The organism is Pinirhizobacter soli (assembly GCF_015905305.1).
GTDB classification, from domain to species: domain Bacteria; phylum Pseudomonadota; class Gammaproteobacteria; order Xanthomonadales; family Rhodanobacteraceae; genus Pinirhizobacter; species Pinirhizobacter soli.
Genome location: NZ_JADZLQ010000003.1, coordinates 753,419 through 775,997, shown reverse-complemented (window position 1 = coordinate 775,997; position 22,579 = coordinate 753,419). Strand labels below are relative to the sequence as shown.

Annotated in this window: 24 protein-coding genes; 12 read left to right on the top strand and 12 right to left on the bottom strand. The window is 65.1% G+C overall.

Annotated features, from left to right (window positions below; translation table 11 throughout):
* Positions 1-100: 100 nt before the first annotated feature.
* Complete coding sequence (gene gpmA / locus NDK18_RS16755) at positions 101-841, bottom strand: 2,3-diphosphoglycerate-dependent phosphoglycerate mutase (RefSeq protein WP_343219730.1); 741 nt, start codon at positions 839-841, stop codon at positions 101-103.
* A 147-nt stretch (positions 842-988) separates the two neighbouring features.
* Between gpmA and NDK18_RS16750 the strand changes: the two genes are divergently transcribed.
* Positions 989-1,642, top strand: coding sequence for a DUF4097 family beta strand repeat-containing protein (locus tag NDK18_RS16750; RefSeq protein ID WP_250628434.1), 654 nt, complete (start codon positions 989-991; stop codon positions 1,640-1,642).
* Positions 1,643-1,645: 3 nt separating this feature from the next.
* Here NDK18_RS16750 and hemF read toward each other — a convergent pair whose 3' ends face one another.
* Positions 1,646-2,548, bottom strand: a complete 903-nt coding sequence (gene hemF, locus NDK18_RS16745) for an oxygen-dependent coproporphyrinogen oxidase (RefSeq protein WP_250626550.1) — start codon at positions 2,546-2,548, stop codon at positions 1,646-1,648.
* 45 nt (positions 2,549-2,593) lie between these two features.
* A complete protein-coding gene (locus NDK18_RS16740; protein WP_250628433.1) occupies positions 2,594-3,307 on the bottom strand; it encodes a YdcF family protein in 714 nt (237 codons plus the stop codon).
* 83 nt (positions 3,308-3,390) lie between these two features.
* Between NDK18_RS16740 and NDK18_RS16735 the strand changes: the two genes are divergently transcribed.
* The 5 genes from NDK18_RS16735 (at position 3,391) to NDK18_RS16715 (ending at position 8,569) form a co-directional block, all read left to right on the top strand.
* Positions 3,391-4,593, top strand: a complete 1,203-nt coding sequence (locus tag NDK18_RS16735) for a beta-ketoacyl-ACP synthase (RefSeq protein ID WP_250628432.1) — start codon at positions 3,391-3,393, stop codon at positions 4,591-4,593.
* The gene (locus NDK18_RS16730) at positions 4,593-5,390 is read left to right on the top strand and encodes a beta-ketoacyl synthase chain length factor (protein WP_250628431.1); all 798 of its coding nucleotides are present in this window, start codon (positions 4,593-4,595) and stop codon (positions 5,388-5,390) included. Before NDK18_RS16735 ends, NDK18_RS16730 begins: the two co-directional genes overlap by 1 nt.
* Entirely contained in the window at positions 5,387-6,130 is a 744-nt protein-coding gene (locus NDK18_RS16725; RefSeq protein WP_250626546.1) for a glycosyltransferase family 2 protein, read from the top strand. Before NDK18_RS16730 ends, NDK18_RS16725 begins: the two co-directional genes overlap by 4 nt.
* Before the next feature lie 84 nt (positions 6,131-6,214).
* Entirely contained in the window at positions 6,215-7,801 is a 1,587-nt protein-coding gene (locus NDK18_RS16720) for an NAD(P)/FAD-dependent oxidoreductase (RefSeq protein ID WP_250628430.1), read from the top strand.
* A 45-nt stretch (positions 7,802-7,846) separates the two neighbouring features.
* Positions 7,847-8,569: a DUF6445 family protein gene (locus NDK18_RS16715; protein ID WP_250628429.1), complete on the top strand. Its 723-nt coding sequence runs from the start codon at positions 7,847-7,849 to the stop codon at positions 8,567-8,569.
* Here NDK18_RS16715 and NDK18_RS16710 read toward each other — a convergent pair.
* From NDK18_RS16710 to NDK18_RS16680, 7 genes are read right to left on the bottom strand one after another with little or no spacing between them, the layout of a single operon-like run.
* Positions 8,566-9,000 (bottom strand): hotdog family protein, encoded by a 435-nt coding sequence (locus NDK18_RS16710; protein ID WP_250628428.1) that lies wholly within the window; start codon positions 8,998-9,000, stop codon positions 8,566-8,568. The two genes, NDK18_RS16715 and NDK18_RS16710, sit on opposite strands and share 4 nt — an antisense overlap.
* Positions 8,984-11,302: an MMPL family transporter gene (locus tag NDK18_RS16705; RefSeq protein ID WP_250628427.1), complete on the bottom strand. Its 2,319-nt coding sequence runs from the start codon at positions 11,300-11,302 to the stop codon at positions 8,984-8,986. Before NDK18_RS16705 ends, NDK18_RS16710 begins: the two co-directional genes overlap by 17 nt.
* Before the next feature lie 16 nt (positions 11,303-11,318).
* Positions 11,319-11,939 (bottom strand): LolA-related protein, encoded by a 621-nt coding sequence (locus NDK18_RS16700; RefSeq protein WP_343219784.1) that lies wholly within the window; start codon positions 11,937-11,939, stop codon positions 11,319-11,321.
* A complete protein-coding gene (locus tag NDK18_RS16695; protein WP_250628426.1) occupies positions 11,881-12,828 on the bottom strand; it encodes a lysophospholipid acyltransferase family protein in 948 nt (315 codons plus the stop codon). Before NDK18_RS16695 ends, NDK18_RS16700 begins: the two co-directional genes overlap by 59 nt.
* On the bottom strand, positions 12,825-13,112 hold the full coding sequence (locus tag NDK18_RS16690; RefSeq protein ID WP_425600652.1) for an ApeI family dehydratase: 288 nt from the start codon (positions 13,110-13,112) through the stop codon (positions 12,825-12,827). The genes NDK18_RS16695 and NDK18_RS16690 overlap by 4 nt, the downstream gene beginning before the upstream one ends.
* A 2-nt stretch (positions 13,113-13,114) precedes the next feature.
* Positions 13,115-13,831, bottom strand: a complete 717-nt coding sequence (locus NDK18_RS16685) for a xanthomonadin biosynthesis protein (protein ID WP_250628424.1) — start codon at positions 13,829-13,831, stop codon at positions 13,115-13,117.
* A 58-nt stretch (positions 13,832-13,889) separates the two neighbouring features.
* A complete protein-coding gene (locus NDK18_RS16680) occupies positions 13,890-14,159 on the bottom strand; it encodes a phosphopantetheine-binding protein (RefSeq protein WP_250626538.1) in 270 nt (89 codons plus the stop codon).
* Positions 14,160-14,252: 93 nt separating this feature from the next.
* On the opposite strand from NDK18_RS16680, the gene NDK18_RS16675 reads away from it, so the two are divergent.
* The 6 genes from NDK18_RS16675 (at position 14,253) to NDK18_RS16650 (ending at position 19,994) form a co-directional block, all read left to right on the top strand.
* Positions 14,253-15,284, top strand: coding sequence for a chorismate transformation FkbO/Hyg5 family protein (locus tag NDK18_RS16675; protein WP_250628423.1), 1,032 nt, complete (start codon positions 14,253-14,255; stop codon positions 15,282-15,284).
* 269 nt (positions 15,285-15,553) lie between these two features.
* Positions 15,554-16,624, top strand: a complete 1,071-nt coding sequence (locus NDK18_RS16670; RefSeq protein ID WP_250628422.1) for an acyltransferase domain-containing protein — start codon at positions 15,554-15,556, stop codon at positions 16,622-16,624.
* A complete protein-coding gene (locus NDK18_RS16665) occupies positions 16,608-16,916 on the top strand; it encodes a phosphopantetheine-binding protein (protein ID WP_250626535.1) in 309 nt (102 codons plus the stop codon). The genes NDK18_RS16670 and NDK18_RS16665 overlap by 17 nt, the downstream gene beginning before the upstream one ends.
* A gap of 2 nt (positions 16,917-16,918) precedes the next feature.
* Positions 16,919-17,740 carry an alpha/beta fold hydrolase gene (locus NDK18_RS16660; protein WP_250626534.1) on the top strand — a complete coding sequence of 274 codons (822 nt, stop codon included), beginning with the start codon at positions 16,919-16,921 and terminating at the stop codon, positions 17,738-17,740.
* Positions 17,741-17,796: 56 nt separating this feature from the next.
* Positions 17,797-18,930: a glycosyltransferase gene (locus NDK18_RS16655; RefSeq protein WP_250628421.1), complete on the top strand. Its 1,134-nt coding sequence runs from the start codon at positions 17,797-17,799 to the stop codon at positions 18,928-18,930.
* Between the two features lie 137 nt (positions 18,931-19,067).
* A complete protein-coding gene (locus NDK18_RS16650) occupies positions 19,068-19,994 on the top strand; it encodes a class I SAM-dependent methyltransferase (RefSeq protein ID WP_250628420.1) in 927 nt (308 codons plus the stop codon).
* On the opposite strand, the gene glmU is transcribed toward NDK18_RS16650, so the two are convergent.
* On the bottom strand, positions 19,984-21,348 hold the full coding sequence (gene glmU, locus NDK18_RS16645; RefSeq protein WP_250626531.1) for a bifunctional UDP-N-acetylglucosamine diphosphorylase/glucosamine-1-phosphate N-acetyltransferase GlmU: 1,365 nt from the start codon (positions 21,346-21,348) through the stop codon (positions 19,984-19,986). The two genes, NDK18_RS16650 and glmU, sit on opposite strands and share 11 nt — an antisense overlap.
* Positions 21,349-21,418: 70 nt before the next feature.
* Positions 21,419-22,495, bottom strand: a complete 1,077-nt coding sequence (locus tag NDK18_RS16640; RefSeq protein WP_250626530.1) for a DUF748 domain-containing protein — start codon at positions 22,493-22,495, stop codon at positions 21,419-21,421.
* Between the last annotated feature and the right edge of the window lie 84 nt (positions 22,496-22,579).

Genomic DNA, 22,579 nt, shown 5'->3' with positions numbered 1-22,579 from the left:
ACCATGGGAAAGCCTCGGGCGGTTCTTGAAGTGGGGCCAGCTTAGGGTGCCGATCCACCCCGAACCATGGTCGAGCGCCATGACATCGGGGTGACGGCTGTCATTTGGCTTTGCCCTGCGCCGCCACGGCCGCCATTTTGGCTTCGATCGCGGCTGCGTCGCCCAGGTAGTAGTGCCTGATGGGCTTCATGTCGGCGTCGAACTCGTACACCAGCGGCACGCCGTTGGGGATATTCACGCCAACGATCTCATCGTCGGGAATGTTGTCCAGGTACTTCACCAGCGCCCGCATGGAATTGCCATGGGCCGCCACCACCACGCGCTGGCCCGAACCCACGGCAGGCTTGAGCACTTCGTGCCAGTAGGGCAGCACGCGCGCCACGGTATCTTTCAGGCATTCGGTCAGCGGCACCTGGCCGGGTGCGAGCTTCGCGTAGCGCGGATCGTCGATCTCGGTGCTCTTTTCCAGCGCCGGCGGCGGGATGTCGTAGCTGCGGCGCCAGATGTGAACCTGCTCCTCGCCGTATTTACTTGCCGTCTCGGACTTGTTCAGGCCCGTAAGCGCACCGTAGTGGCGTTCGTTGAGGCGCCAGTGGGTCACCACCGGCAACCACATCTGGTCCATGGTTTCCTGCACGTGCCACAGGGTACGCACGGCCCGCTTCAACACCGAAGTGTGGGCGACATCGAAGGAAAATCCTGCGTCCATCAGCAAGCGCCCGGCCTCGATGGCCTCTTCGATGCCCTGCTCGCTCAGGTCGACGTCGGCCCAGCCGCTGAAGCGGTTCTCCAGGTTCCATTGCGACTGGCCATGGCGGATGAGGACAAGCTTGTGCATGATCTTCCGGTGCCTCGGGGCTAAAGAAGTCGATGGTGGAGCGGGCCGGGCCCTGGCGTCAAATTCCGCTCCCCTGCCATGAGTCACACTAAACGCAGGGCCTTCCGCAGGCATCCTATGCCTACATCAGATCAGAAAAGGGAAACCATCATGAAGCGCAGCCTGATAGTCTTGGCCATGGGCGTAGCCCTTTCGTGCACCGCCTGTGCCGGCGGCAGCGACACGGACAAGGTCAATGGCTCGGTATCGGTCGCAGCCGGCCAGCCAGCCACCGACGTAAGCACGGTCAACGGCGCGGTCCACATCGCCGACAATGCCCAGGTGAAGGGCGCCAACACCGTCAATGGCGGCATCACCATGGGCGACGGTGCTCAGGCCACTGGACTGGACACTGTCAATGGCTCGATCACCCTGGGCGCCAAGGCCACGGTCAGTGGCGAGGTCGAAGCCGTCAACGGCGGCATCCATCTCGCCAACGGCGCGGACATCAAGGGCAAGCTTTCCAACGTCAACGGCGATATCAACCTCGAAAGCGCGCATATCGGCGGCGGCATCGAAACCACGGCGGCCGACATCACCATCACCGGTTCGTCGAAGGTGGAAGGCGGCATCCACGTGCAAAAGCCCAGCGGCATGAATTTCGGCGGCAACAACAAGGTGCCGAAGATCGTGATCGGCCCGGGTGCCACCGTCACCGGTGCACTGGACTTCGAGCGCGAAGTGGAACTGCACGTAAGCGACCGCGCCACGATCGGTGCGGTGCGGGGCGCCACGGTGCAGAAGTTCTCCGGCGACAACCCGTAAGGCTTATATCCAGTCGCGTGGCTTGAGGTATCCGGCCAGGCGCGCTTCGGCGCTGCCTGGCTCGGGCTCATAGCCATACTCGAAGCGCACGCGCGGCGGCAGGCTCATCAGGATCGACTCCGTGCGTCCGCCCGATTGCAGTCCGAACAGGGTGCCGCGGTCCCACACCAGGTTGAATTCCACGTAGCGGCCGCGACGGTACAGCTGGAATTCCCGCTCGCGTTCGCCATGGGGCGTGTCGCGGCGGCGCTCGACGATGGGTGCATAGGCATCCAGGAAGCCGTTGCCCACGGCTTTGGTCAGGCCGAAGCAACGCTCGAAACCGCCTTCGTTCAGATCGTCGAAGAACAATCCGCCCACCCCGCGCGTTTCCTGCCGGTGGCGCAGGTAGAAGTATTCATCGCACCAGGCCTTGTACCGCGCATAGACGTCGTCGCCAAAGGGCGCGCACAGGTCGCGTGCGGTGCGATGCCAGTGGATGACGTCTTCGTCCACCGGGTAGAACGGGGTGAGGTCGAAACCGCCGCCGAACCACCACACCGGTTCCACGCCTTCCTTGCGGGCTTCGAAGTAACGCACGTTGGCATGCGTGGTGGGCACATGCGGGTTGTTCGGGTGCAGCACCAGCGATACCCCGGTGGCGATGAAGCTGCCGCCGGCCAGTTCCGGCCGGTGTGCCGTGGCTGCCGGTGGCAGCGTGTCGCCATGCACGCGCGAGAAATTCACCCCGGCCTGTTCGAACACCGCGCCATTGCGCAGCACGCGCGTGCGCCCGCCACCGCCGGCCTCGCGGACCCAGGCATCCTCGGTGAATCGCGCCTGGCCGTCGAGGTTTTCGACGGCCGAGCAGATACGGTCTTGCAGGTCGCGCAGGAAGGTCTCGACGAGGTCGGCCTGATGGCTCATGGCGGTGCCGGTACGGGTGTAGGGAACGGCAGAGGATAGCAAGCGTCAGCTGACGCGGTCGGCCATGCGCCGATGGCCGATCAACCTTGCCCAGCGTACGGCGATGTCGATCCACATCAGGTAGCCGGCTTCCAGCGCAATCCGCCTGAGATAACGGACGTTGCGCGGCAGGGCGGCCTCGGCGCCCACCGTTTCGACGTCGAAGCCGAGCCTGCGTGCCAGCAACTGGCAGCGCGCCAGGTGGTAGCGGCTGGTCACCAGGCATACCGGCGGCAGGCTCTCGTCGTCCCGTGCCAGCAGGCTACGGGCGTGGCGGAGGTTTTCCAGTGAATCGATCGAGGCCTGTTCCAGTTGCATCGGCACCACGCCAGGGAAGCCTTCATCGCGCAACCAGCGCTCGCCGGCGGCGGCTTCGGTCATCGTGCTGCCGCCGCTTCGCCCGCCCAGCAGCATCACCCGCTCGGCCAGCCCCTGTTGCGCCAGCAGCAGGCTGCGCGCCAGGCGCTGGCGGTAGTCATGCTCCGGGCGGTCGCTCACCAGCATGCGGCCGAACACCAGCACCGCCAGCCGCCGGGTAGGCTCCAGCGGGCTGCGCAGCGCCACCCGCGCCACGTGAAGCAGGTAGCCCACGTACAGCAAGCCGCCAGTGCCCACCAGGGTCACCAGCGTCACCACGGCACCGTGGAGCACATCTGCGTCGCGCAGGTAACGCCAGATACCGCGGCGGAGAGGTTTCAGCAGGACAGATCGATGGGTCATGGGCCCCACCAAGCATGCCTCAACGGCGTTCACGCGGCGTACCTGACCTAGGAAATAGTTTCACCCAACGTTACGCTGGAGCGATGCCCGAACCCATGCTTCCCCTGGCCATCACAGCCTTTACCGCCACTACTGCGCTTGGACCGGGCCTGAAGGCTCAATCCGATGGCCTGGCCGCGTCACGCAGCGGCCTGCGCCGCAACGATTTCAGCCACGCCCCCCTCGACACCTGGATCGGCCGGGTCGACGGCCTGGAGAACATGCCCCTGCCGGTGGATGCCGCCGTGTGGGAATGCCGGAACAACCGCCTGGCGTGGTTGGCGATGAACCAGGACGGCTTTGCCGATGCCGCGCGCGAGGCCCCCCGGCGCCATGGCAGCGAACGCGTGGCCGTGGTGATGGGCACCTCGACCGCCAGTATCGGCGCCACCGAGCAGGCTTACCGAACGCTCACCGAAGGCGGTGCCTTCCCGCAGGATTTGCAGCGCCGTGACGTGCACCAGCCCAATTCCCTCACTGGTTTCATTCAAGCGGTGCTGGGGTTGCAAGGCCCTGCGCTCACCATCGCAACGGCCTGCTCGTCCAGCGCCAAAGTGTTCGCCGCGGCCGAGCGGTTGATTCGCCTGGGCGTGGTGGATGCCGCCGTGGTCGGCGGAGTGGATACCCTGTGTGAAAGCGTCCTCTTCGGCTTCAACTCGCTTGAACTGGTATCGAGCGAACCTTGCCGCCCGTTCGACGTCACCCGAGGCGGCATCTCGATTGGAGAGGCTGGTGGTTTCGCGCTGCTCGAACGGCGCGAGGTCGCACCGGATGCTCCGCGATTGGCCGGTTACGGCGAATCCAGCGACGCCCACCATATGTCCACGCCCCACCCGGAGGGCCTGGGCGCCGAACTGGCCCTGCGCGATGCGCTGGCCCGTGCAGGGCTCGATGCCAGCGAGGTGGACTACATCAACCTGCATGGAACGGCGAGCCTGAAGAACGACGAAGTGGAAGCGGCGCTGGTGGCGCGCAGTTTCCGCGCCGAGACACGTGCCAGTTCCACCAAGGGGTTCACCGGCCACACGCTGGGCGCTGCCGGCATTGTCGAGGCGGCGTATGCATTGCTAGCTATCCGCAATGGCTTTATTCCCGGGAACCTCAACGCCAGCCAGCCCGATCCTGCCTGCGGACCGCAGATGGCATGGCGCAACGAGCGGCAACCGGTGCGCGTGGCGCTGTCCAATTCCTTCGGCTTCGGCGGCAACAACGCCTGCCTGGCATTCGTCGCGGGCGAACGCGCCTGATGCGCGGCCTTGAGGTTTTCGTGCAGGGTGCGGGCCTGTGGGCGCCGGCCGTGGCGACGTGGGCGGATTTCAAACCCTGGCTTGACGGTGCGCTGGATGATGCCGAACCCGGCAAACCGCGTGCAGAGGTACTTCCTGCCAACGAACGGCGGCGCGCACCCGATAGCGTGCTGCTGGCCGCGACGGCCGCGGGCCAGGCCGTGGCCGCCAGCGGGCTGGACCCGGCCGCGCTCGCCAGCGTGTTCAGCTCCGCGCATGGCGACCAGGCCATCACCGACTACATGTGCGCCACGCTGGCTGAATCGCCGGCAGGCCTGTCGCCCACCCGGTTCCACAATTCAGTGCACAACGCGCCGGCCGGCTACTGGACCATCGCCACGGTGTGCCACGCGGCATGCAGCGCTGTTTCGGCAGGCGATGCCAGTTTCGGCGCCGGACTGCTGGAGGCTGCCGCGCAAGCCATCGCTGATGACCATCCGGTGCTGCTGGCCGCCTTCGATACCCGGGGCTACGGCCCCCTTCTGTCGATGACGAAAATTACCCTGCCCTTCTCCACCGCGCTGGTGCTCTCACCCTCGCGAACGCCACAGAGCACCGCGCGCCTGGTGATCACCACCACGCCAATGGCGCCGGTGTCCAGAACGCGCGACGATCGCCTGCAGGCCTGGGCAACGATGAATCCTTCTGCTGCCGGTTTGCCGTTGCTCGAGGCGCTGGCGCACGGCACTGGCGTCGATGTGGTGCTGGCGGCCTCTGCCGGCATGGCCCTGCATATCACCGGAGAAACGCTTACTTGAGCTGCTGCGTCCTCATCCCGTGTCTCAACGAGGAAAAGACCATCGCCAAGGTAGTCGGCGACCTGGTTGCGCTGGGCTTGCCAGTGATCGTGGTGGATGACGGCTCGGACGATGGCACCCCCGACGTGGTCGCCGCGATGCCCATCACCCTGTTGCGCCACGACACGCGCCGCGGCAAGGGCGAGGCCTTGCGCACGGGATTCCTCGAAGTGCTTCGCCAGGGCTTCGACTCAGTGGTCACCATGGACGGCGACGGCCAGCACTCACCTGCGGACGTGCCACGCCTGCTTGCCGCCGCCCACGCCTTCCCGGGCCACATCGTGATCGGCGCCCGGCTGCTGGACAAAGCCCAGCAACCACCAGGCCGCCGCCGCGCCAATGCCATCGCCGACTGGGGCATTTCCTGTGCCTGCGCGCAGCCGATTGCCGACACCCAGAGTGGCCAGCGCTTCTATCCGCGTGAAGTGATCGACCTGGTCGAGATCGGCGCGGAGCACTTCGTGTTTGAAGCGGCGCTGTTGATCAAGGCATCGCGCGAACTGGGCGTGGGCGTGGTTTCCGTGCCGATCGCATCGCGCTACCAAGGCGGCTTCCGGCCCAGCCATTTCCGTCCCGTGCGCGACGTCACCCGTATCACCTTGTATACGATCGGGCGGGCCTACCACTACGGAAACTTCGTCCGGAGCTATCGGAAGTCGCGGGCAACCCTGCCGGTGGTGGTGGACCTGCCCCTGGCCTGAACGGCAGGCCCATGCCCAGGCGGCGGCGTCCACGTTCATTCGCAAGAACGTGCACAATCAGCTGACGCCAACGAGGAGCAGGGCATGACGGCAAGCTCGCACGACGTGGTGATCATGGGCGGAGGCCTGGCCGGACTTACCCTTGCCATGCAGCTGAAGGGACGCTTCCCGGACCTAACCATCCTGGTGATCGAGCGCCACCGGCATCCGGTACCGCTGGCCGCGCACAAGGTGGGCGAGTCCACGGTGGAAATCGCCGCCCACTACTTTGCCCATACGTTGGGCCTGCGCGAGCACCTGGAACGCGACCACATCCACAAGTTCGGCTTCCGCTTCTTTTTCTCCGATGGCAAGGACGATCTGGCAAACGTCACCGAGTCGGGGGTACGCCGGGTATTTCCCACCCCCAGTTACCAGCTCGATCGCGGCGTCCTTGAAAATTACCTGGCCGAGGAAGCCTTGCGCCGCGGCATCGAACTGCGCGGCGGCGCTGTCGTGCGCTCATTCCAGATCATCCAGGGCGATGCGCCGCACACGTTGCGCTACGCCGATGCCGACGGCGAGCACGAGGCCCAGGCGCGCTGGCTGATCGATGCCTCTGGTCGCGCGGGGCTGATCCGTCGCAAATTCGATTTCACACGCGACAACGGCCACCACGCCAATGCGGTCTGGTTCCGCATGGAAGGACGGATGGACATCGATGGCTGGTGCAACGATGCCGACTGGCAGAGCCGTTGCGTGCCGCCGGAGCGTTGGCGCTCCACCAACCACATGTGCGGGCCGGGTTACTGGCTGTGGTTGATCCCGCTATCGTCGGGCGCGCATTCGGTGGGCATCGTGGCCGATGCGGCCATGCACCCGATCGAAGGCATGCGCACGTTCGACAAGGCCATGCAGTGGATGCACAAGCACCAGCCGCTGGTGGCACGCGACCTTGAAAAGCGCCGGGATGGCCTGCTCGATTTCGCCTTCCTGCGGAATTACTCCTACACCACCACGCGGATGTTCTCCGCCGACCGCTGGGCCCTCACCGGCGAGGCCGGTGCGTTCCTCGACCCGTTCTATTCCCCCGGCAGCGATTTCATCGCCATCGCCAATACCTACATCACCATGCTGGTCGGGCACGACCTGGCAGGCGAGCCGGTGGCGCCCTGGGCACGCCTGTACGAGCGGCTGTTCTTCTCGTTCTACGAGAACACGCTGGAGATGTATCGCGGCCAGTACCCGCTTTTCGGCGACCCGGAAGTGATGCCGATCAAGGTGGTCTGGGACTATGCCTACTACTGGGGCGTGCTGTGCCAGTTGATGTTCCAGAATCGGCTGGGCGATGCTGCGTTGTTTGCAGCGCTTGGACCTGAGCTTGAGACCGCGCGCGAGCTCAATATCGCGATGCAGGCTTTTTTCCGTCGATGGCACGCGGTGTCGCGGCAGCGGAATGCCGGCGTGATGCTCGACCAGGGTGAACTGGACTGGTTCCACCAGATGAACAACGGCCTGCACGATGAGCTCTCGCACGACGACCTCGTCGAGCGCCTGCGCACCAACGTCGCCCTGCTTCAATCGCTGGCCGGCGGCATCGTGGCCCGCGCCGCCGAGGACGATCCGGACCTTGCCGATGGCGTAACACCGGTGCCGACGCCGGGGCCTGCCCTGTTCACGCGCGTGGCGTGACGGGACGCTTGAGCTTGGGGATCACCATGCCCTAACGTGCCGGGCATGCAACCACCGACGATCTTCAATCCCCGGCCACGGATCGACCGCGTGGCGCTGGACCATGGCGGGCATTGTTTCGTCATCGATGATGTCCTGCTGGACGCCGAAGGACTCGCCCGCTGGCTCTCTGGCCAGCGCGAGGCGTTCCGTCCGGTGGACTTCAACGCCTATCCGGGCATCTACATGCTGCCGCCACCGGTCATCGGCCAGGCGGTGCAGGATTTCTTCAACCTGCACCTGCGGGGGTTGTTCGACGCGCGGCGGCTGGTGCACATGGAAAGCCGCTTCGCCATGGTCACGCTGCCAGCATCGGCCCTGCGGCCCTACCAGTGGCTTTGCCACAGCGACAACTTCAGCCTGCCGCCTGGCGTGTCGATCCAGGCTTCGGTGCTGTACCTGTTCGGCGATGAAAGTCTTGGCGGCACCAGCTTCTACGAGCCGGCGGTGGAGGCCGAAACGATCGCGAGCCTGTTCGCCGATGCCTCGTCAATGCCCGCGGCGGCATTCAGCGCGCGCCACGGCATGGAACCGGGTTACATGGTGGGATCGAACCGCTGGTTCCGCCAGGTGGGCTCGGTGCCGGCGCGCTTCAACCGGCTGGTGGTGTACGACGGCGCGCTGCTGCACACCGGCGACATCCTGGCGCCCGAGCGCCTGAGCGACGACCCGGCTACGGGGCGGCTTACCTTCAACGGGTTCTTTACCTGCCGCCGCAACGCGGCTTAAGCACCCTGAGGCGGATGGATCACCGCAGCGCGTCCGCTGGCAAGCAGCTCACCACCCTGCTCGATCCGGAATTCGTACTGCGCGCCACCGTCGTCCGCCGCGATGCAACACGCGTGGACATCCAGCGCACCGGCATCGGGATCGACATATTCCACGGCCAGGCGCACATCGCGCAAGCTCACTAGCCGGCCGGGCTTCACCGGCGCGCCGGGCGCCGCCTTCAAGCCACCATGGACGGCCATGGCCTGGGCACCGTACTCGGCCAGGTTCACCGCGTGCAGGCCGCGCGCCGCGCGCAGCGGATGATCGGCCAGCGCGTGGCTTTCGCTGCGTGCGTGGATGGTGTCGTGATCGAAGGCGACCACGGCATCGAGCAGGTTCATCGCCCCGGCGTGGGGAATAAGCCCGGCGAATTCATTCTTTCGAAGCATGCGGCGCCATCAGGATGGAAATGCAGAAGTGGAAGGCCACGCCCAGGCTTACCGTGAGGCCGATGGCGCGCAGTACCGGAATGGACGACCACGCCAGCATGCCGAATACCAGCAAGGCTGAGAGCACGCAGACGATGGTGGCGTGCAAGGTGCGCCGCTGCTCGTCGGGATCGCCGGTGTCCCGCTCGAAGAACAGCGCGTAGTGCAGGCCCAGGCCGCCGGCCAGGATCAGCGACACCAGGTGGAACAGCGACAGCGGGATGCCTGCCACGCGCTCCACCGCCAGCACCATGAACGTGGCCAGTGTCATCGGCGCCAGCACGTGCCAGGCGCGGCGGAAGCTGCGCAAGGCGAAGGCGATGGTGGCGATCAGCAACAAGGTGGCCACAGCCAGTGCCTTGAGGATGCGCGTGCGATATTCCGCGACCAGGGATTCGGAGGCTTCCTTCAGGTCCAGCAGGCGTACCGCGCCGCCAGTCTTCGCGGACAGGGAAGCGAAAGCGTCGGCATCGTGCACGCCCGAAAGCGTGGCCAGGCCCACCCAATGATCGCCACGGTTCACCAGCATCGCCGACAGCCGCTGTCCCAGCGGCGACGATGCGAAGCGTTCGGGGGTGAGCACCGGTGCGCTGCGTGCAGCGGCGACATCGCTTATGAACGGCGCGAACAGATCCTTCTTGAACGGCGTGTCCTTCAGCGCGGTGGCCAGCATCGCCTCCAGTGCGGCCGTGTCTGGCAGCTTCGCCTGGCGCGCTTTCTGCGTGGCAGCGCTGGGCAGGTACCGCGAAGGCAGTTCCACGCTGTCCAGCGCCTTGCCGGCCAGGAGCCTGTCGATGTCCGGCTCCACGCGTTCGGAGAGCGCAAGCACACCGTCGGCGTCACGGGCCTGCAGCACCAGCAGGTAACGCACGTCGGGCGCGCCCAGTTCGCCGCGCAGCCGTGCATCGGTCATCAGCATGTCGGTGGGAAGTGGCGTGAGCGCGGCGAGGTTGTTTTCCCAGAACGACCCGGGCGCGAAGTACAACATCGCCGCGGCAGCAAGGGCGATCGGCACGGGCAGCCAGCGTGGGCGTGGCAGCTCGTCGAAGAACGTGCGCAGACGCGCCAGGCCCGGCGTGGTGGCGACGTCACGCGCACGTTCGGGCAGCAGGTGCGGCAACAGGTAGCGCGTGGCCAATCCCGCGGCCAGCAGGCCGGTGATGGTGAACACCGCCAGCTGCTGCAGGCCGCCCACCCCCGACGCGTAGAAGGCAAGGTACGCGATGCACGCCGAGGCGATCGCCGTCATCAACAGCGGCCACAAGCCACGCACGCTGGCCAGCGCCGTTTCGCCGGCACGCCGATGGCTGAGCAGCCGGATTGGATATTCCTGCGCCACGCCCAGCAAGGTGAAACCGAAGGCAAGGGTGATGCCGTGGACTTCGCGAAAACAAAGCGCCATGACCGCTATACCGGCCAGGCCACCGGTGGCCACCGGCAGGGCGCCGAACAGCAGCGAGGTGACGCTGCGGTAGGCAACAAGCAGCAACAGGATGAACCCGATGGTGGAAATGCGGCCGATGACGTCCGCCTCATGGCGCGTCTGTGCGTTCACCACCACGCTGAAGTAACCCGGGCCGCTCAGCAGCAGATGCGCACCGTGGCTGCCCGGCAACGCGGCGAATGCCGAGCGGATGCCGTTGATCGCCGCTTCCTGTGCTTCCGGATCAAACCCCGCCGCCTGGGTCTGCACCAGCAACAGTGCCTCGCCCTTGCTCGAGAACCATACGCCGTCCTTCACTTCCGGCGACTTCGCCGGTGTCCATCGTTCGGCGAGCTTGAGCAACTCCAGCGTGGGATCGCGCGGCAGCAAGGACTTGAGCATCGATGCCGCGGGCGACGCCATGTCGTCCAGGCGCTGCTGCAACTGATCAGCGAGGAAAGGTGCGTCCATCGCCGTGGTATCGAGCGTGGGCGACAATAGATACCGATAAAACAGGAATTGGCCATCGAGCGCAGCCAGGTCGAAGTCGCCGTTGACCACCTGCGGGTAGGCGGGCTGCTTGCGCAAGCTTGCCGCCAGGCCATGGCTGAGCGATGCCAGTTGCGCCTCGGGCATGCCATCGATCGCCACCAGCAGCAGTCGCGATCCCGGGCCCTCGCCCACCTGGTCCATCAGTAGCTTCTGGTCGGGCGTGGTCGGCGCCGGCATGAAACTGCGCAGGTCCGTACCCACCACCAGGGTATGCGTGATCAGCAGGTACAGCAGGCCCAGGCAAACCAGCCAGGCCGCCAGGAGGGCTGCGCGCGGTGCGAACCTCATGCAGCCACGGCGTCCGTCATGGCGCGGCGCCCGTGCACAGCGCCACCAGGACCTCACGCGTGGGCTCGCTGGGCATCTTCGCAGCCAGCGGGCCGAGGAGGTCGATGGCCGTGTCGCCGTCGCCTTCTTCCATGCGCATGCAGCGCGGCTCGGTGCCCTGGCCATCCACCACGATGCGGGAGATCTGCTTGGCCACCTTGGCATCCGTAGGCGTCAATGCCAGCGACCAATGTTCACCATGGCGGTCGAGCTGGACGGTGAATGCTTCGCCCAGGCGCGATGCATCGCCGCCGAGCAGGGCGACGAAGCTGTCCAGCAATACCTTCAATTGCGGCGCGCGGGACAACGAGAAGCTGCGCGGGCTCTTGCCTTCGCGGGTCTGCGTGACCTTGTCGCCGGCGATGGCCGCCGTTTCCTTGTGCGGGGTGTCCACGCGCCGTTCCAGCTGGTCCTGGCCCAGCCACGCCAGTTCTCCCGACGACACCAGGGGCTTGTCCAGCACGCTGGAAAAACGTGCCTCGGCGAAACTCGTACGCGCCGGCGCAGGACGACCGAGCGAGGCGATCAACGCATTGGCGTCAGGCGCCGGCGCTGCTGGGCTGGATGTGGTCCATGCCAGCATCAGCAGCATCGTCATGCCAGAAATCGTAGAAGTTGAACCAGTTGTAAGGCGCCACATGGGCATAGTGCTCCAATCGCTGCGCGTAGCGGGAAATCAGCTGGTCAAGGGCATGGGCGCGAAGGGCGCGGGGAATCTCCACGCGGTCGGCCATGGTCTCGAAGATGAGCTTGTAGCGGTTGCCGCCCATGTACAGGCCAAAGCACAGTACCACCGGCACCTTCAGCACCGACGCTATCAGCCAGGGCCCTATCGGGAACGGCGCGCTCCTGCCGAGGAATTGGGCATGCCGGCAGTGCTCGCCCGGACGGGCACGATCGGCCAGCAACGCCACCATCTCTCCCCTGGACGTTGCCTCGGCCATGGCCAGGGTGATCGATGTACCGTCGCGCGAAGCATCGATGACACTGGCGCCTACCTGCGGCGCCAGCGCCTCGAGCAGTTTCGTCATCGCCGGTGTCTTTTGCTTGTCCAGCACCACGCGCAGTGGCACGTCAGGCCGGCGCTGGCTGACCGCACGCAAGGCCTCGAAGCTGCCCTGGTGCGAGCCGACCAGCAGCAAGCCCTTGCCCCTGTCGATCGTCTCGTGCAGCAGCTCCAGGCCTTCCACTTCGATCTCGAAATCGCGGTCGCCTCGGGCCAGCAGGAAGATGCGGTCGAGCAGCGTAGCGGCAAAGCAATGGATGTGGTGGATGACCTGCGCATGGCTGACCGGCATGCCGGTGATGCGCTCGAGGTACTGGCGCGAAGCGCGGCGCTCGGGCCCACGGCGCAGGAAGTAATAGAGGGCGATCGGGTGCAGCCAGAGTCGGGCGAAGCCTCGCCCGAAATGCAGCGAGATGAAACGGATCAGCCACAGCGAAAAACGGCCGCCGCCCTCGCGTTGCTGGCGCCATTGCGCACTCATGCGCGGCTTCCGGTAACGCTGCCGCGGACCAGCACGTCGTTGCCGCGGGCCACGATGAATTTCCAGCGACCCTCGCCGCCGGTCAATGTTACCGAGGCCGATTCACCCGGTAAAAGCGGCTGGACGAATTTCGCTTCCTGGACACCTGTCATGCGCTCGCCGGCGATGGCGCGCAGTGCATCGGCCACGTGCTGCAACAGCAACACGCCCGGTGCAATGGGATGACCGGGAAAATGTCCGGCAAACGCCGGATGGCTGGCATCTATAGTGAATTCGTGCGGCACGCTCAATGGTCCAATCCCTGCCCGCGGACGAGCATGGGCCAGCGTACCGCCACCTTCATCACCAGTTCGCGAAGGCCCGGATGCGATACATGGCGCAGATGGAACTGGCGAAACAGATGCTCGCCGGCAAACGTGAGGGCGATCATCACGTAGGCACCGGCATGCGCGTAGCCCATGGCCCAGGCGGCAGGTATGGCGAAGGGTGGCGTAACGCCCAGGTCGAAAAGAACGCCGCCAGGCACGGCGCAACCGAGCAGCACGGCAAGCAGCACGGCCTGTGCCGCCATGAAGCCGGCCCAGAATCGCGTGAGGTTGCGCGCGTACGGCGCAATGCCCGGTTCTTCCAGACGGGCGGGGCTTTCCACCGATGCGATGAGCCGGGCGATCAAAGGCGTGCTTCCAGCCAGCAGGGTGCGGCCAAATACCCACGACAAGGCCAGGTTGATCACCACCGGCACGCACGAAAGCAGGATGGGACCGACGCCAAGGAGGCCCGCACCGACGATGATCGTCGCGCCGACGAGCCATGCCGCCCACGCCCTTTTCTTGCCTGCGCTGAGCATCGGCAACGCGATGACCGTGAGCAGCACCAGCAACGCGGCCAGCGACAGCGATGGGCGGTGCCATACGGCGCCTGAGATGGCCAGCACCGGATAAGCCACCACCAGGGGCAGCATCAGGCGGCGCGAGCCGTGGCGGTTGACCGGGTTCGTGTTCATCGGTACGTCCATGTTACGGCGCGCGCCGGCGTGCCGGGCGCCCACCGGTGGCATCGGTTCAGCTGGCGCGGTGCTGTTCGATATGCTCGGACAGGGTGCGCAGGCTGGTGAAGATGCGCTTGTTGTCCGGATTGTCCGAGCGCAGCTGGAAACCGTAGCGCTTGGACACGGCCAGGGCGATTTCCAGCGCGTCGATGGAATCGAGCCCCAGGTCGCCGCCGAAGAGGGGAGCGTCCGGATCGATCTGGCCCGGTTGGGTGTCTTCCAGGTTGAGACTGGTCACCACCAGGGTGGCCAATTCGCTCTGCGCTGCCGTCTGCTCTGCCATGCCTTCTTCCGATACCCATGAAATCCTGCCCTCCCCCCCGGCGGCAGCGGTCGCGGAGTGTACCATAGCGACTGGATGAAGCCGGATCGGACCATGGTTCAGGGTTGTGAAAAACTGCACGCGAATCAGTTGACTGCATCGCGTGCACCCGAGGTTTCCTACCAATCTTCCCCCACCCTGGCCGGTAACGTGCTGGCGGATTTCCGTTTCAGCAGCAACCCTTCCCCGCAAGAAGATGCGCGCGTGTTCGAGGTCGCCCTGGCGACCCTGGCCGGCGACGCCCATGAAATCTGGACGGTCGAGGGTGAAGTCGTTTCAGGCCACGAGGGCGACCTGCGCTGGTCGCGGGGTGGCGGCTGGCTGTTCTGCGCGCTGGAAGCGGATGAACGTATCCAGGGTGGTCCGGAAGGCGCAGCGCGCCACGCCTACGCCACGCTTGCCCGGTTCCTTCGCCAACAGCCCGAATGCCATGTGCAACGGCTTTGGAATTACCTGGGCGGGATCAATCGCGGCGAGGGCGACGACGAACGTTACAAGCATTTCTGCCATGGCCGCGCGGAGGGCATGGGCGACTGGCTTGCCAGCGGATTCCCGGCGGCGACGGCGATCGGCCACCACGCGGGTGAACACCTGCTGCAGGTATACCTTCTGGCCGGATCCTCGCCAGGACGCCGGGTGGAGAACCCGCGGCAGGTAAGTGCCTGGGAATACCCGCGGCAGTACGGCCGCACGTCGCCCAGCTTCAGCCGCGCCACTTTGTTGTGTACTGGTGATGCCCTGGCAATTTCCGGCACCGCCTCGGTGATCGGCCATGCCACGGCGCACGAAGGCCTGGTTCTGGCGCAGCTGGATGAAACCCTGCGCAACCTGGACGCGCTGCTCGCCAGCGGAAGCATGCCTGCGGGCTTCGACGGCCATAGCCCACTCAAGGTGTATGTGCGCCACCGCGATCATGCCGCGCTGATCCACGACTCGCTGGCCAAACGCCTGCCGGGAGTCCCGCTGCTGCTGTTGCACGGGGACATCTGCCGCGCCGACCTGCTGCTGGAAATCGACGGCTGGCGTTATGGGCAAAGTTCGACAGCGGTGCCAACCGTTGTGGAACAGTACTCCCCGCAGGTGTAAATCCCCTACGCACGCCAAGCGCTGGGCCCACCAGCAGCACAACCTGCTGCCGATGTATGGCAGCCGTGCAAGTAGCTAATTTTTCCCGGCGTCGATTGAAGACGTAAACTCGAGCCAGGGACATGATCCAGCTTCACCAAGGTGGGCCTGACACAAGCCATCCCCTGGCTTATTCCGTCCACTCTGCCGAAGACATCCGCGGCGTCCTAGATTCCATCGCCCGCGGCCCGCAGCACCAAGCGCGTGCCGGCGGGAAAATCAGGGTCGCAGTGGCAAATCCCACGCCAGAGCGCATGGAGGTTGCCGCGCGCATCGCCGCCAGGGGCGTGCCACACGATGGTCCGCGGGGCGTCTGGTTCACGCCGTCGCCGCCTGAGCAGGGCAAATGTGCATTCCTTTTCCCTGGTGCCGAAATCCGTCGCCCGCGACTGGGTGAACTTGCTGCGCAGTTGGGTTTCGCGCCCCCCGGGGATATCCAGGACACAAGTGACCCCTTGTCGGAAGGCCGTCGCGTCACCGAAGCCAGCACGCTACTGGACCATGCCTTGCAACGGCTCGGCGTAAATCCTGATGCGCGCATGGGCTTAAGCTGCGGGGAGTGGGCGGCTCTCATCGCCGCAGGCGGCGTACACGATGCCAGCCGCATCCTCGATCGCAACCACGTCGGGCTCAGATGCCCTGACTGCGTCTATCTCGCAGTTCCCCGGGATGCACAAGCGCTGCACGCTGTCCTGGTACATGAGGGTCTCCAGGCCCGGGTATTCATTTCGCACAGGAATTCGCCACTGCAATCGATCGCCTGCGGCCCACCCCCTGACGTGGAGGCGCTCCGGTGCGCCCTCGCCACGCAAGGCATCGCAGCCACGCCGCTCGATGTCCGCTCGGGCTTCCACTGTCCAGCGTACGAGCCCTATGTGGACGAAGCGCTGGCGTTCCTCGGCCTTCGTGGACGTGCACCGCTCCAGGAAGTCTGGTCATGCGTCAACGCCCGACCCTTTCCCGAGGATCCCGATGGCTGCACGCGTCTGATACGGCGATCGTTCACAGAACCGGTCGATTTCGACAAGACCATTCGCAACATGCACGCCGCCGGCTACCGCACGTTCATCGACCTTGGATGCGGCTCACTGGCGCAACTCATTGGCGAGATCCTCGCCTGCGCTCCGCACGTGTCCACGGCGCTCGCGCACCATTCGCGGGACGGCGCATCCAGCCTGCAACGGGCCGTGCTCGCCCTGTGGACTTCCCATCGCGACGTCGAACCCGACGCGCTCGACAAGCTTTCACCCAGCAACCCTGACCCTAGAACAAGCCGGACATGCCATGAATTCCAAGATTGAACTTTCACCAGCAGAGGATGCCGCTCTTGCGACCGTGGTTTCGCTACTAAGCGATCTCACGGCGGATTACGACATCAGCATCCCCCATGATCCATACGTCGAACTGCAAGGGTCGCTTGGCCTGGACAGCATTGACGTTACGCAGCTGTCATCTGATCTGCAATCCCACTACGGACCAACGGTAAACCTCGCCGAATACTGCTCACGGCTGGATCTCGATGCCATTTATCACCTTTCGCTGGGCGATATCGCACGGTACGTGACATCAGTGCACAGCCCCGGGGCGAGCTGACCATGTTCATCACGACGGAGGGCACCAGGCACCACGTCATCGTCGCCGATGTTTGTGGCGAGCGCACGCGCGTCGACCCATCGACTCCCGTCGTGGTCATGAGCCACGGCGCGGTGGCCGACAGCTTCGCCAGCTTCTACTTCTCCCTGCATCGCCCCCTGGCGCAGATCGGATTTACCAACATCATGTACGACAGGCGCGCACATGGACGGACGCCGGACGCGCCCGGGACACTTAGCCTTCAGCAGGCTTCAGCTGACCTCGCTGGCATACTTGATTCCGTGGGAGCCAGCGCACCGGTGCATCTGATCGGCAACTCTTATGGCGCAAGCGTGGTGGTCGACTTCGCCGTGCACTATCCCAACCGGGCGGCGTCGATCGTGCTCATGGAAGGATCCCCACCCACGCGCGAGTGGCGGCAGTACATGCTCGACTCACTCGTACCGGCCCTGGACGAGTTCGACGCTGAGCGCAACCGCCTTCTTCAGATCGGCAACACCACATGGTACGGCCGCCGCGCCAAGGCCGCCATTGCCATGGTCGACCAGACCACGCTCTTCAGGGATACCGGTGCAAGCCGCGTCGTCGACGCCGGCATGCTGACCCAGTTGACCATGCCCATCCTTGGCATATATGGGGGCGCGAGCCAGGCGGGCGCCATGGAACGCGCACAGCACGACCTGGGGCATTTTTCAAACTTCGAGTTGGAAGTGATACCGGATGTCGGTCATCTCCTCCTTTTCGATGCAGCGGCGTCCGTGCGTCGGGCGCTGACATCATTCTATCGACGACACGAGCTTCGACTCGACGAGCATGCATCATGAGCCGCATATTGATCGCCTGCCCTCCGTGGGAAGGACACATGAATCCGGCCATTGGCATGGCCACGGTCCTTGAGTCCAATGGGCATGAGGTCGCCTGGGTAGCCCACGATGCCGTGCGGCACCTCCTCGGCAAGCAGCAGGTGTTCCCTGCCGGGGCCATGCCGGCGTTGCCTGCCCGCGAAGCCGACGTTCGCGGTATCGCGGCTCTCCGTCAACTGTGGTCCGAATGCCTGGCGCCGCTGGCCCTGGGTATGGATGACTCGACGCGCGAGGCTATCGCACGCTTTTCGCCCGACGTGATGTTGATCGACCAGCAAGCGGTCGGCGCGGCGCTCCGAGCCCACGAGGCCCGGATCCCTTGGGTAACACTGGCAAGCAGCCCTGGTGAACTGGCAACGCGCCGCGACCATCCGTCGATCCAGCAGTGGACGCAGGACTGCGTCGCCGACGTTGCAAGGCGACTGGATATCTTGTCGACGCCACAGGACGCGCTGTTCTCCCGCTTCGGATGCGTCATGCCCAGTTGCCCGGCGCTCATGGGGCCGGTTCCGCAGAACCTCCTGGTACGTGACGTCGGTTGCCTGGTCAGGCACCGGCGCTCGTCCACCGCCAGCATCGCTCCACGCCCACAAGGCGCCCATGTATTGGTGACGCTTGGAACGGTCAGCCACCACGCCACGGCGAAAGTGCTGCAGGCCGTGCTTCTAGCCGCGCGAGGCATGGGAAGTCGTCTGCACTGGACGATCATCGACCCGGATGGCTCCCTGGGCGAGAGCCATCTGGACCAAGTCAGGATCACAAAGCGCGTACGGCAGATCGACCTGCTCCCCGGGGTGGACGCGGTAATGTGTCATGGCGGCCACAACACCATCGCCGAGGCGATGCTTTTCGGCGTGCCGGTCGTCGTCGCACCCATCCGGGACGATCAACCCTATATTGCGCAGCGAGTCGTGGATGCCGGCGCGGGGCTACGCATCCGCTTCGCTCACGCCACCGCCGCGCATATTGCTGACGCCGTCGAACGCATCACCGGCGAATCCCATTTCCGTCAGGCTGCCCAGGTCATGGGAACCGAGCTCGCCGACGGAGAAGCCCGAGTCTGGGCATTGCTCCAGGCATGGCTTGAGAACCCCCAACGTCCGCTGGAACGACCCCCTTCGCAAGCGTCGCAGACGGCTTTGGTTTCATGACGCAGCCGGATTCCAACCGGGCATGGTATGCCGCCCGCGCAAACCTGCACCGTGCGTGGGCATTCGAAGACGCCAGGCTATCGTGCCCCTGGTGTGGAAGTCCCGACCTGGCGCCACACCTGCTAACGACCGACCTGTTGCAGCTCAAGCCCGGTGTATTCCGCCTCGATCGCTGCCGCCAATGCGGCCATGTCTTCCAGAACCCCCGACTCAGCGCCGAAGGCCTTCAATACTACTATCGGGACTTCTACGACGGCATGAACTTCAGCAAGATGCAGAAGGGTATGCGGCGCAAGCGAGCCACGTACCGCAGACGGGCATCGGCGTTGCTTCCCTTCACGACAACACCCGTGGCGTGGCTCGATGTCGGGGCCGCTCATGGACACTTCTGCAAGACCGCCCGGAACGTCTTTCCGGGCACGCTGTTCCACGGACTGGATGCGTCGGCGAGCCTCGCGGAGGCTGTCGTGCAAGGACACGTCGATCGCGCGTTCCAGATGGAGCTCCCCGCACTGCTCAATTCACCTCTACGGGCCACAGGCTACGACGTGATCAGCATGTTTCATGTGCTTGAACACGTGACCGACCCTCGCACCTATCTTGAGTGTGCAATGGAACTGCTCAAGCCCGGCGGCCTGATGGTCATCGAGGTGCCGAATCCTGCATGCCCGATGGCGCGTCTGCTCGGCCGGTACTGGCTTCCGTGGCTGCAACCGCAGCACCTTCACCTGGCGCCCCGCCACAACATCGTTCGCCTGCTTGGGGAGCTGGGCTGGGACGTCCTTCTTGCAGACGAAGGCGCAGCCCACGACCCGATCGATGTCACGGCCGCCGTGGCGCTTTTTGCCAACCAGCATCTGCCCGTGGCGCAGGCCCCGTGGCATGTCGCAGAACCAACACGATCCGGGCAACTGCTTCGTAGGGCGGGATGGCTGGTCGCACTGCCGTTACTGCTTGTGGGTCATGTTGTGGACAAGGCCATCGTGGGGCCGCTGCTCCGCATGAGCGGACAAGGCAATGCGATTCGAATCATTGCCCGGAGCCCACGCCGGGCTATTTCTTAGTCGGCCTTTTCCAGCCACTGATCGTAGCCTGGCGTGCACGGGCTACCGTCAGTTCGCCCGCAGGCGCATCGCGGTTGATCACCGAGCCCGCGCCGATGGTGGACCCGTCATGCAAGGTCACCGGCGCCACCAGTGCACTGTTGGAGCCGACGAACACATCGTCGCCGATGGTCGTGGTGAACTTGTTCACCCCGTCGTAGTTGCAGGTGATGGTGCCAGCACCGATGTTGGTGCGGCGACCGATCACGGTGTCGCCGATGTAGGAAAGATGGTTGGCCTTCGAGCCTTCGCCGATGGTGGATTTCTTCACCTCGACAAAGTTGCCCACGTGCACGTTGGCCGCAAGCTCGGTGCCCGGGCGAAGGCGCGCGAAGGGGCCGATCACGCACGGCCCATGGGTGACCACGCCGTCGAGGTCACAATGCGCGTGGACCACGGTGCCTGCCGCCAGGGATACGTTGCGCAACCGGCAGAACGGTCCCACCCGTACTTCGTCGCCCAGCTCCACGCTGCCCTCGAGCACCACGTTGGCGTCGATCTCCACGTCGCGGCCGGCCTTGACCTTGCCGCGGATATCCAGCCGTGCCGGGTCAACCACGCGCACGCCCGAGATCATCAATGCCTTGGCCGCCGACTGGCGGTGGAAGGCCTCAAGTTCGGCCAATTGCCAGGGATCGTTGGCGCCGGCCGCTTCGTATTCCGCGCACTCGATGCACAAGGCGGCCTGTCCTTCCTTGTTGGCCATGGCAAAGACGTCGGTGAGGTAGTACTCGCCCTGCTTGTTGTCGTTGGTCAGGCGCGCGCACCAGGCGCGCAGGCTGGGACCGTCGGCGATCAGCATGCCGGTGTTGATCAGGTCGATCTTGCGCTGGGTGTCGTCGGCGTCGCGTTCCTCGACCACGGCCTTGACCTTGCCATTGCCGTCGCGGAGCACGCGGCCGTAGCCACTCGGGTCGGCCACGCGGGTCGCCAGCATGGCAAGGCCGACCTCGGCATCGATCATGCCCTTGAGGGTTTCGGCATGGACCAGGGGGACGTCGCCGTACAGCACCAGCACGCGGATGTCGTCGGGCATCTCGGCCAGTGCCGTGCGTACCGCGTGTCCCGTACCCAGGCGCTCGCGCTGCTCGATCCAGTGGATATCATCGTGGCCGGCGAAGGCCTCGCGCACCTGCTCGCCCTTGTGGCCGTACACCACGTGGATGCCCGCCGCCCCGAGATCCCGGGCTGTGTCCACCACGTGGGCCAGCAACGGCCGCCCCGCCAGTGGCATCAATACCTTGGCGCGTGCCGACTTCATGCGCTTGCCTTCGCCGGCGGCGAGGATCAGGACGTGGACCGGGTGCTGGGACATGGGAAGCTCGGCGACGGGAATGGGCGCCACTGTGGACGAGGCAGCCCCGGAAGCCAATAGGCTCGGCGATCTACTTCTTTTCGGGGTCGGGCTTGAGCTTTTCCAGTGTCGGGGAATACGCCTTTACGAACGCATTGCGCAGGATGCCGGTAATGGCGTCCCAGGTGCTGACGTTTTTCTGGTCGAGCCGCCCGCTGATGGCGACCCGGGTGGCCAGCTGGTCCTTGTCGTGGTTCTTGAAGATCCACGAAAGTCCCTGGGCCGTGGCTTCCCAGGCAATCTGTAGGGGGTTCTTGTGGTCTTGCTCGACGTCCTGCTTCCAGCTGAAGATCTGCACGTCGTGGAACAGTGGCTTGGCGTAGCCTGAAAGCTTCCTGTCGTTGGATTCAAGCTCCATCACGAAGTCGCCCTTGCCCGCAGCGAAATCAAGCCCGGCGTAGGCGCGGATCAGATCGTTGGCCTTGGTCAGGACGATGTCCTTCACGACAAGCTCGTATTTGAAGTCGCCCAAGTTCTGCAGCGGGTCGAAGCTCGCCTTCATCGTCAGCGGCGCGTCGCCCAGGATGTTGGCCTTGATATCCGCGGTAGCCACCACCGTGCCGTTGGCCCGTGAGGCGTTGCTGAGGTTGGCCAGCGTGCCGTTGACGTCGGTGGCTTTCAGGTCCACCCGCGGGCTGGAGACGAAGTTGCGGAAGGTTACCGTGCTGTCGTGAACGTTGATCTCGTCAAGGCGGATCGGCGCCAGGTGCTTGATCTGCTCGCGCCAGTCCACGCCTTTGCCGGTCTGCGATTCGCCGCCACCGCGGCCATCGACGAAGTTGAGTTCCGCATTGTAGAAATCGACCTTGGCACGCACGACGCCATGGCGCAGGGCCTTCCAGCTGATGGCGGTATCAGTGTGCGGGGCATTCAGGAAATGGACCGGCACGTTGCCATCGACCTTCTCGATCACCAGGCCGTTGATGGTGTATGCACCCCGCCACAGATGGATGTCGATGTCGCCGATATGGCCGCGATACGCACCCATCGTCTGCATCCGGCCATTGAGGTAGTGCAGCACCGCGTACGGCAACGCCATGCGGCCGGCGATCACGAGCACGAGCAGCACGCCCAGTATCCACAAGGGGCGGCTGTAGCGCGCTTTCATCAGGTCAGGTCAATCGCTGCGATCATAAGTCCTGCCATTGTAAGCAGTGGGCAGGTTGTCGTTGCATGAAGAAAAAAGCCGGCG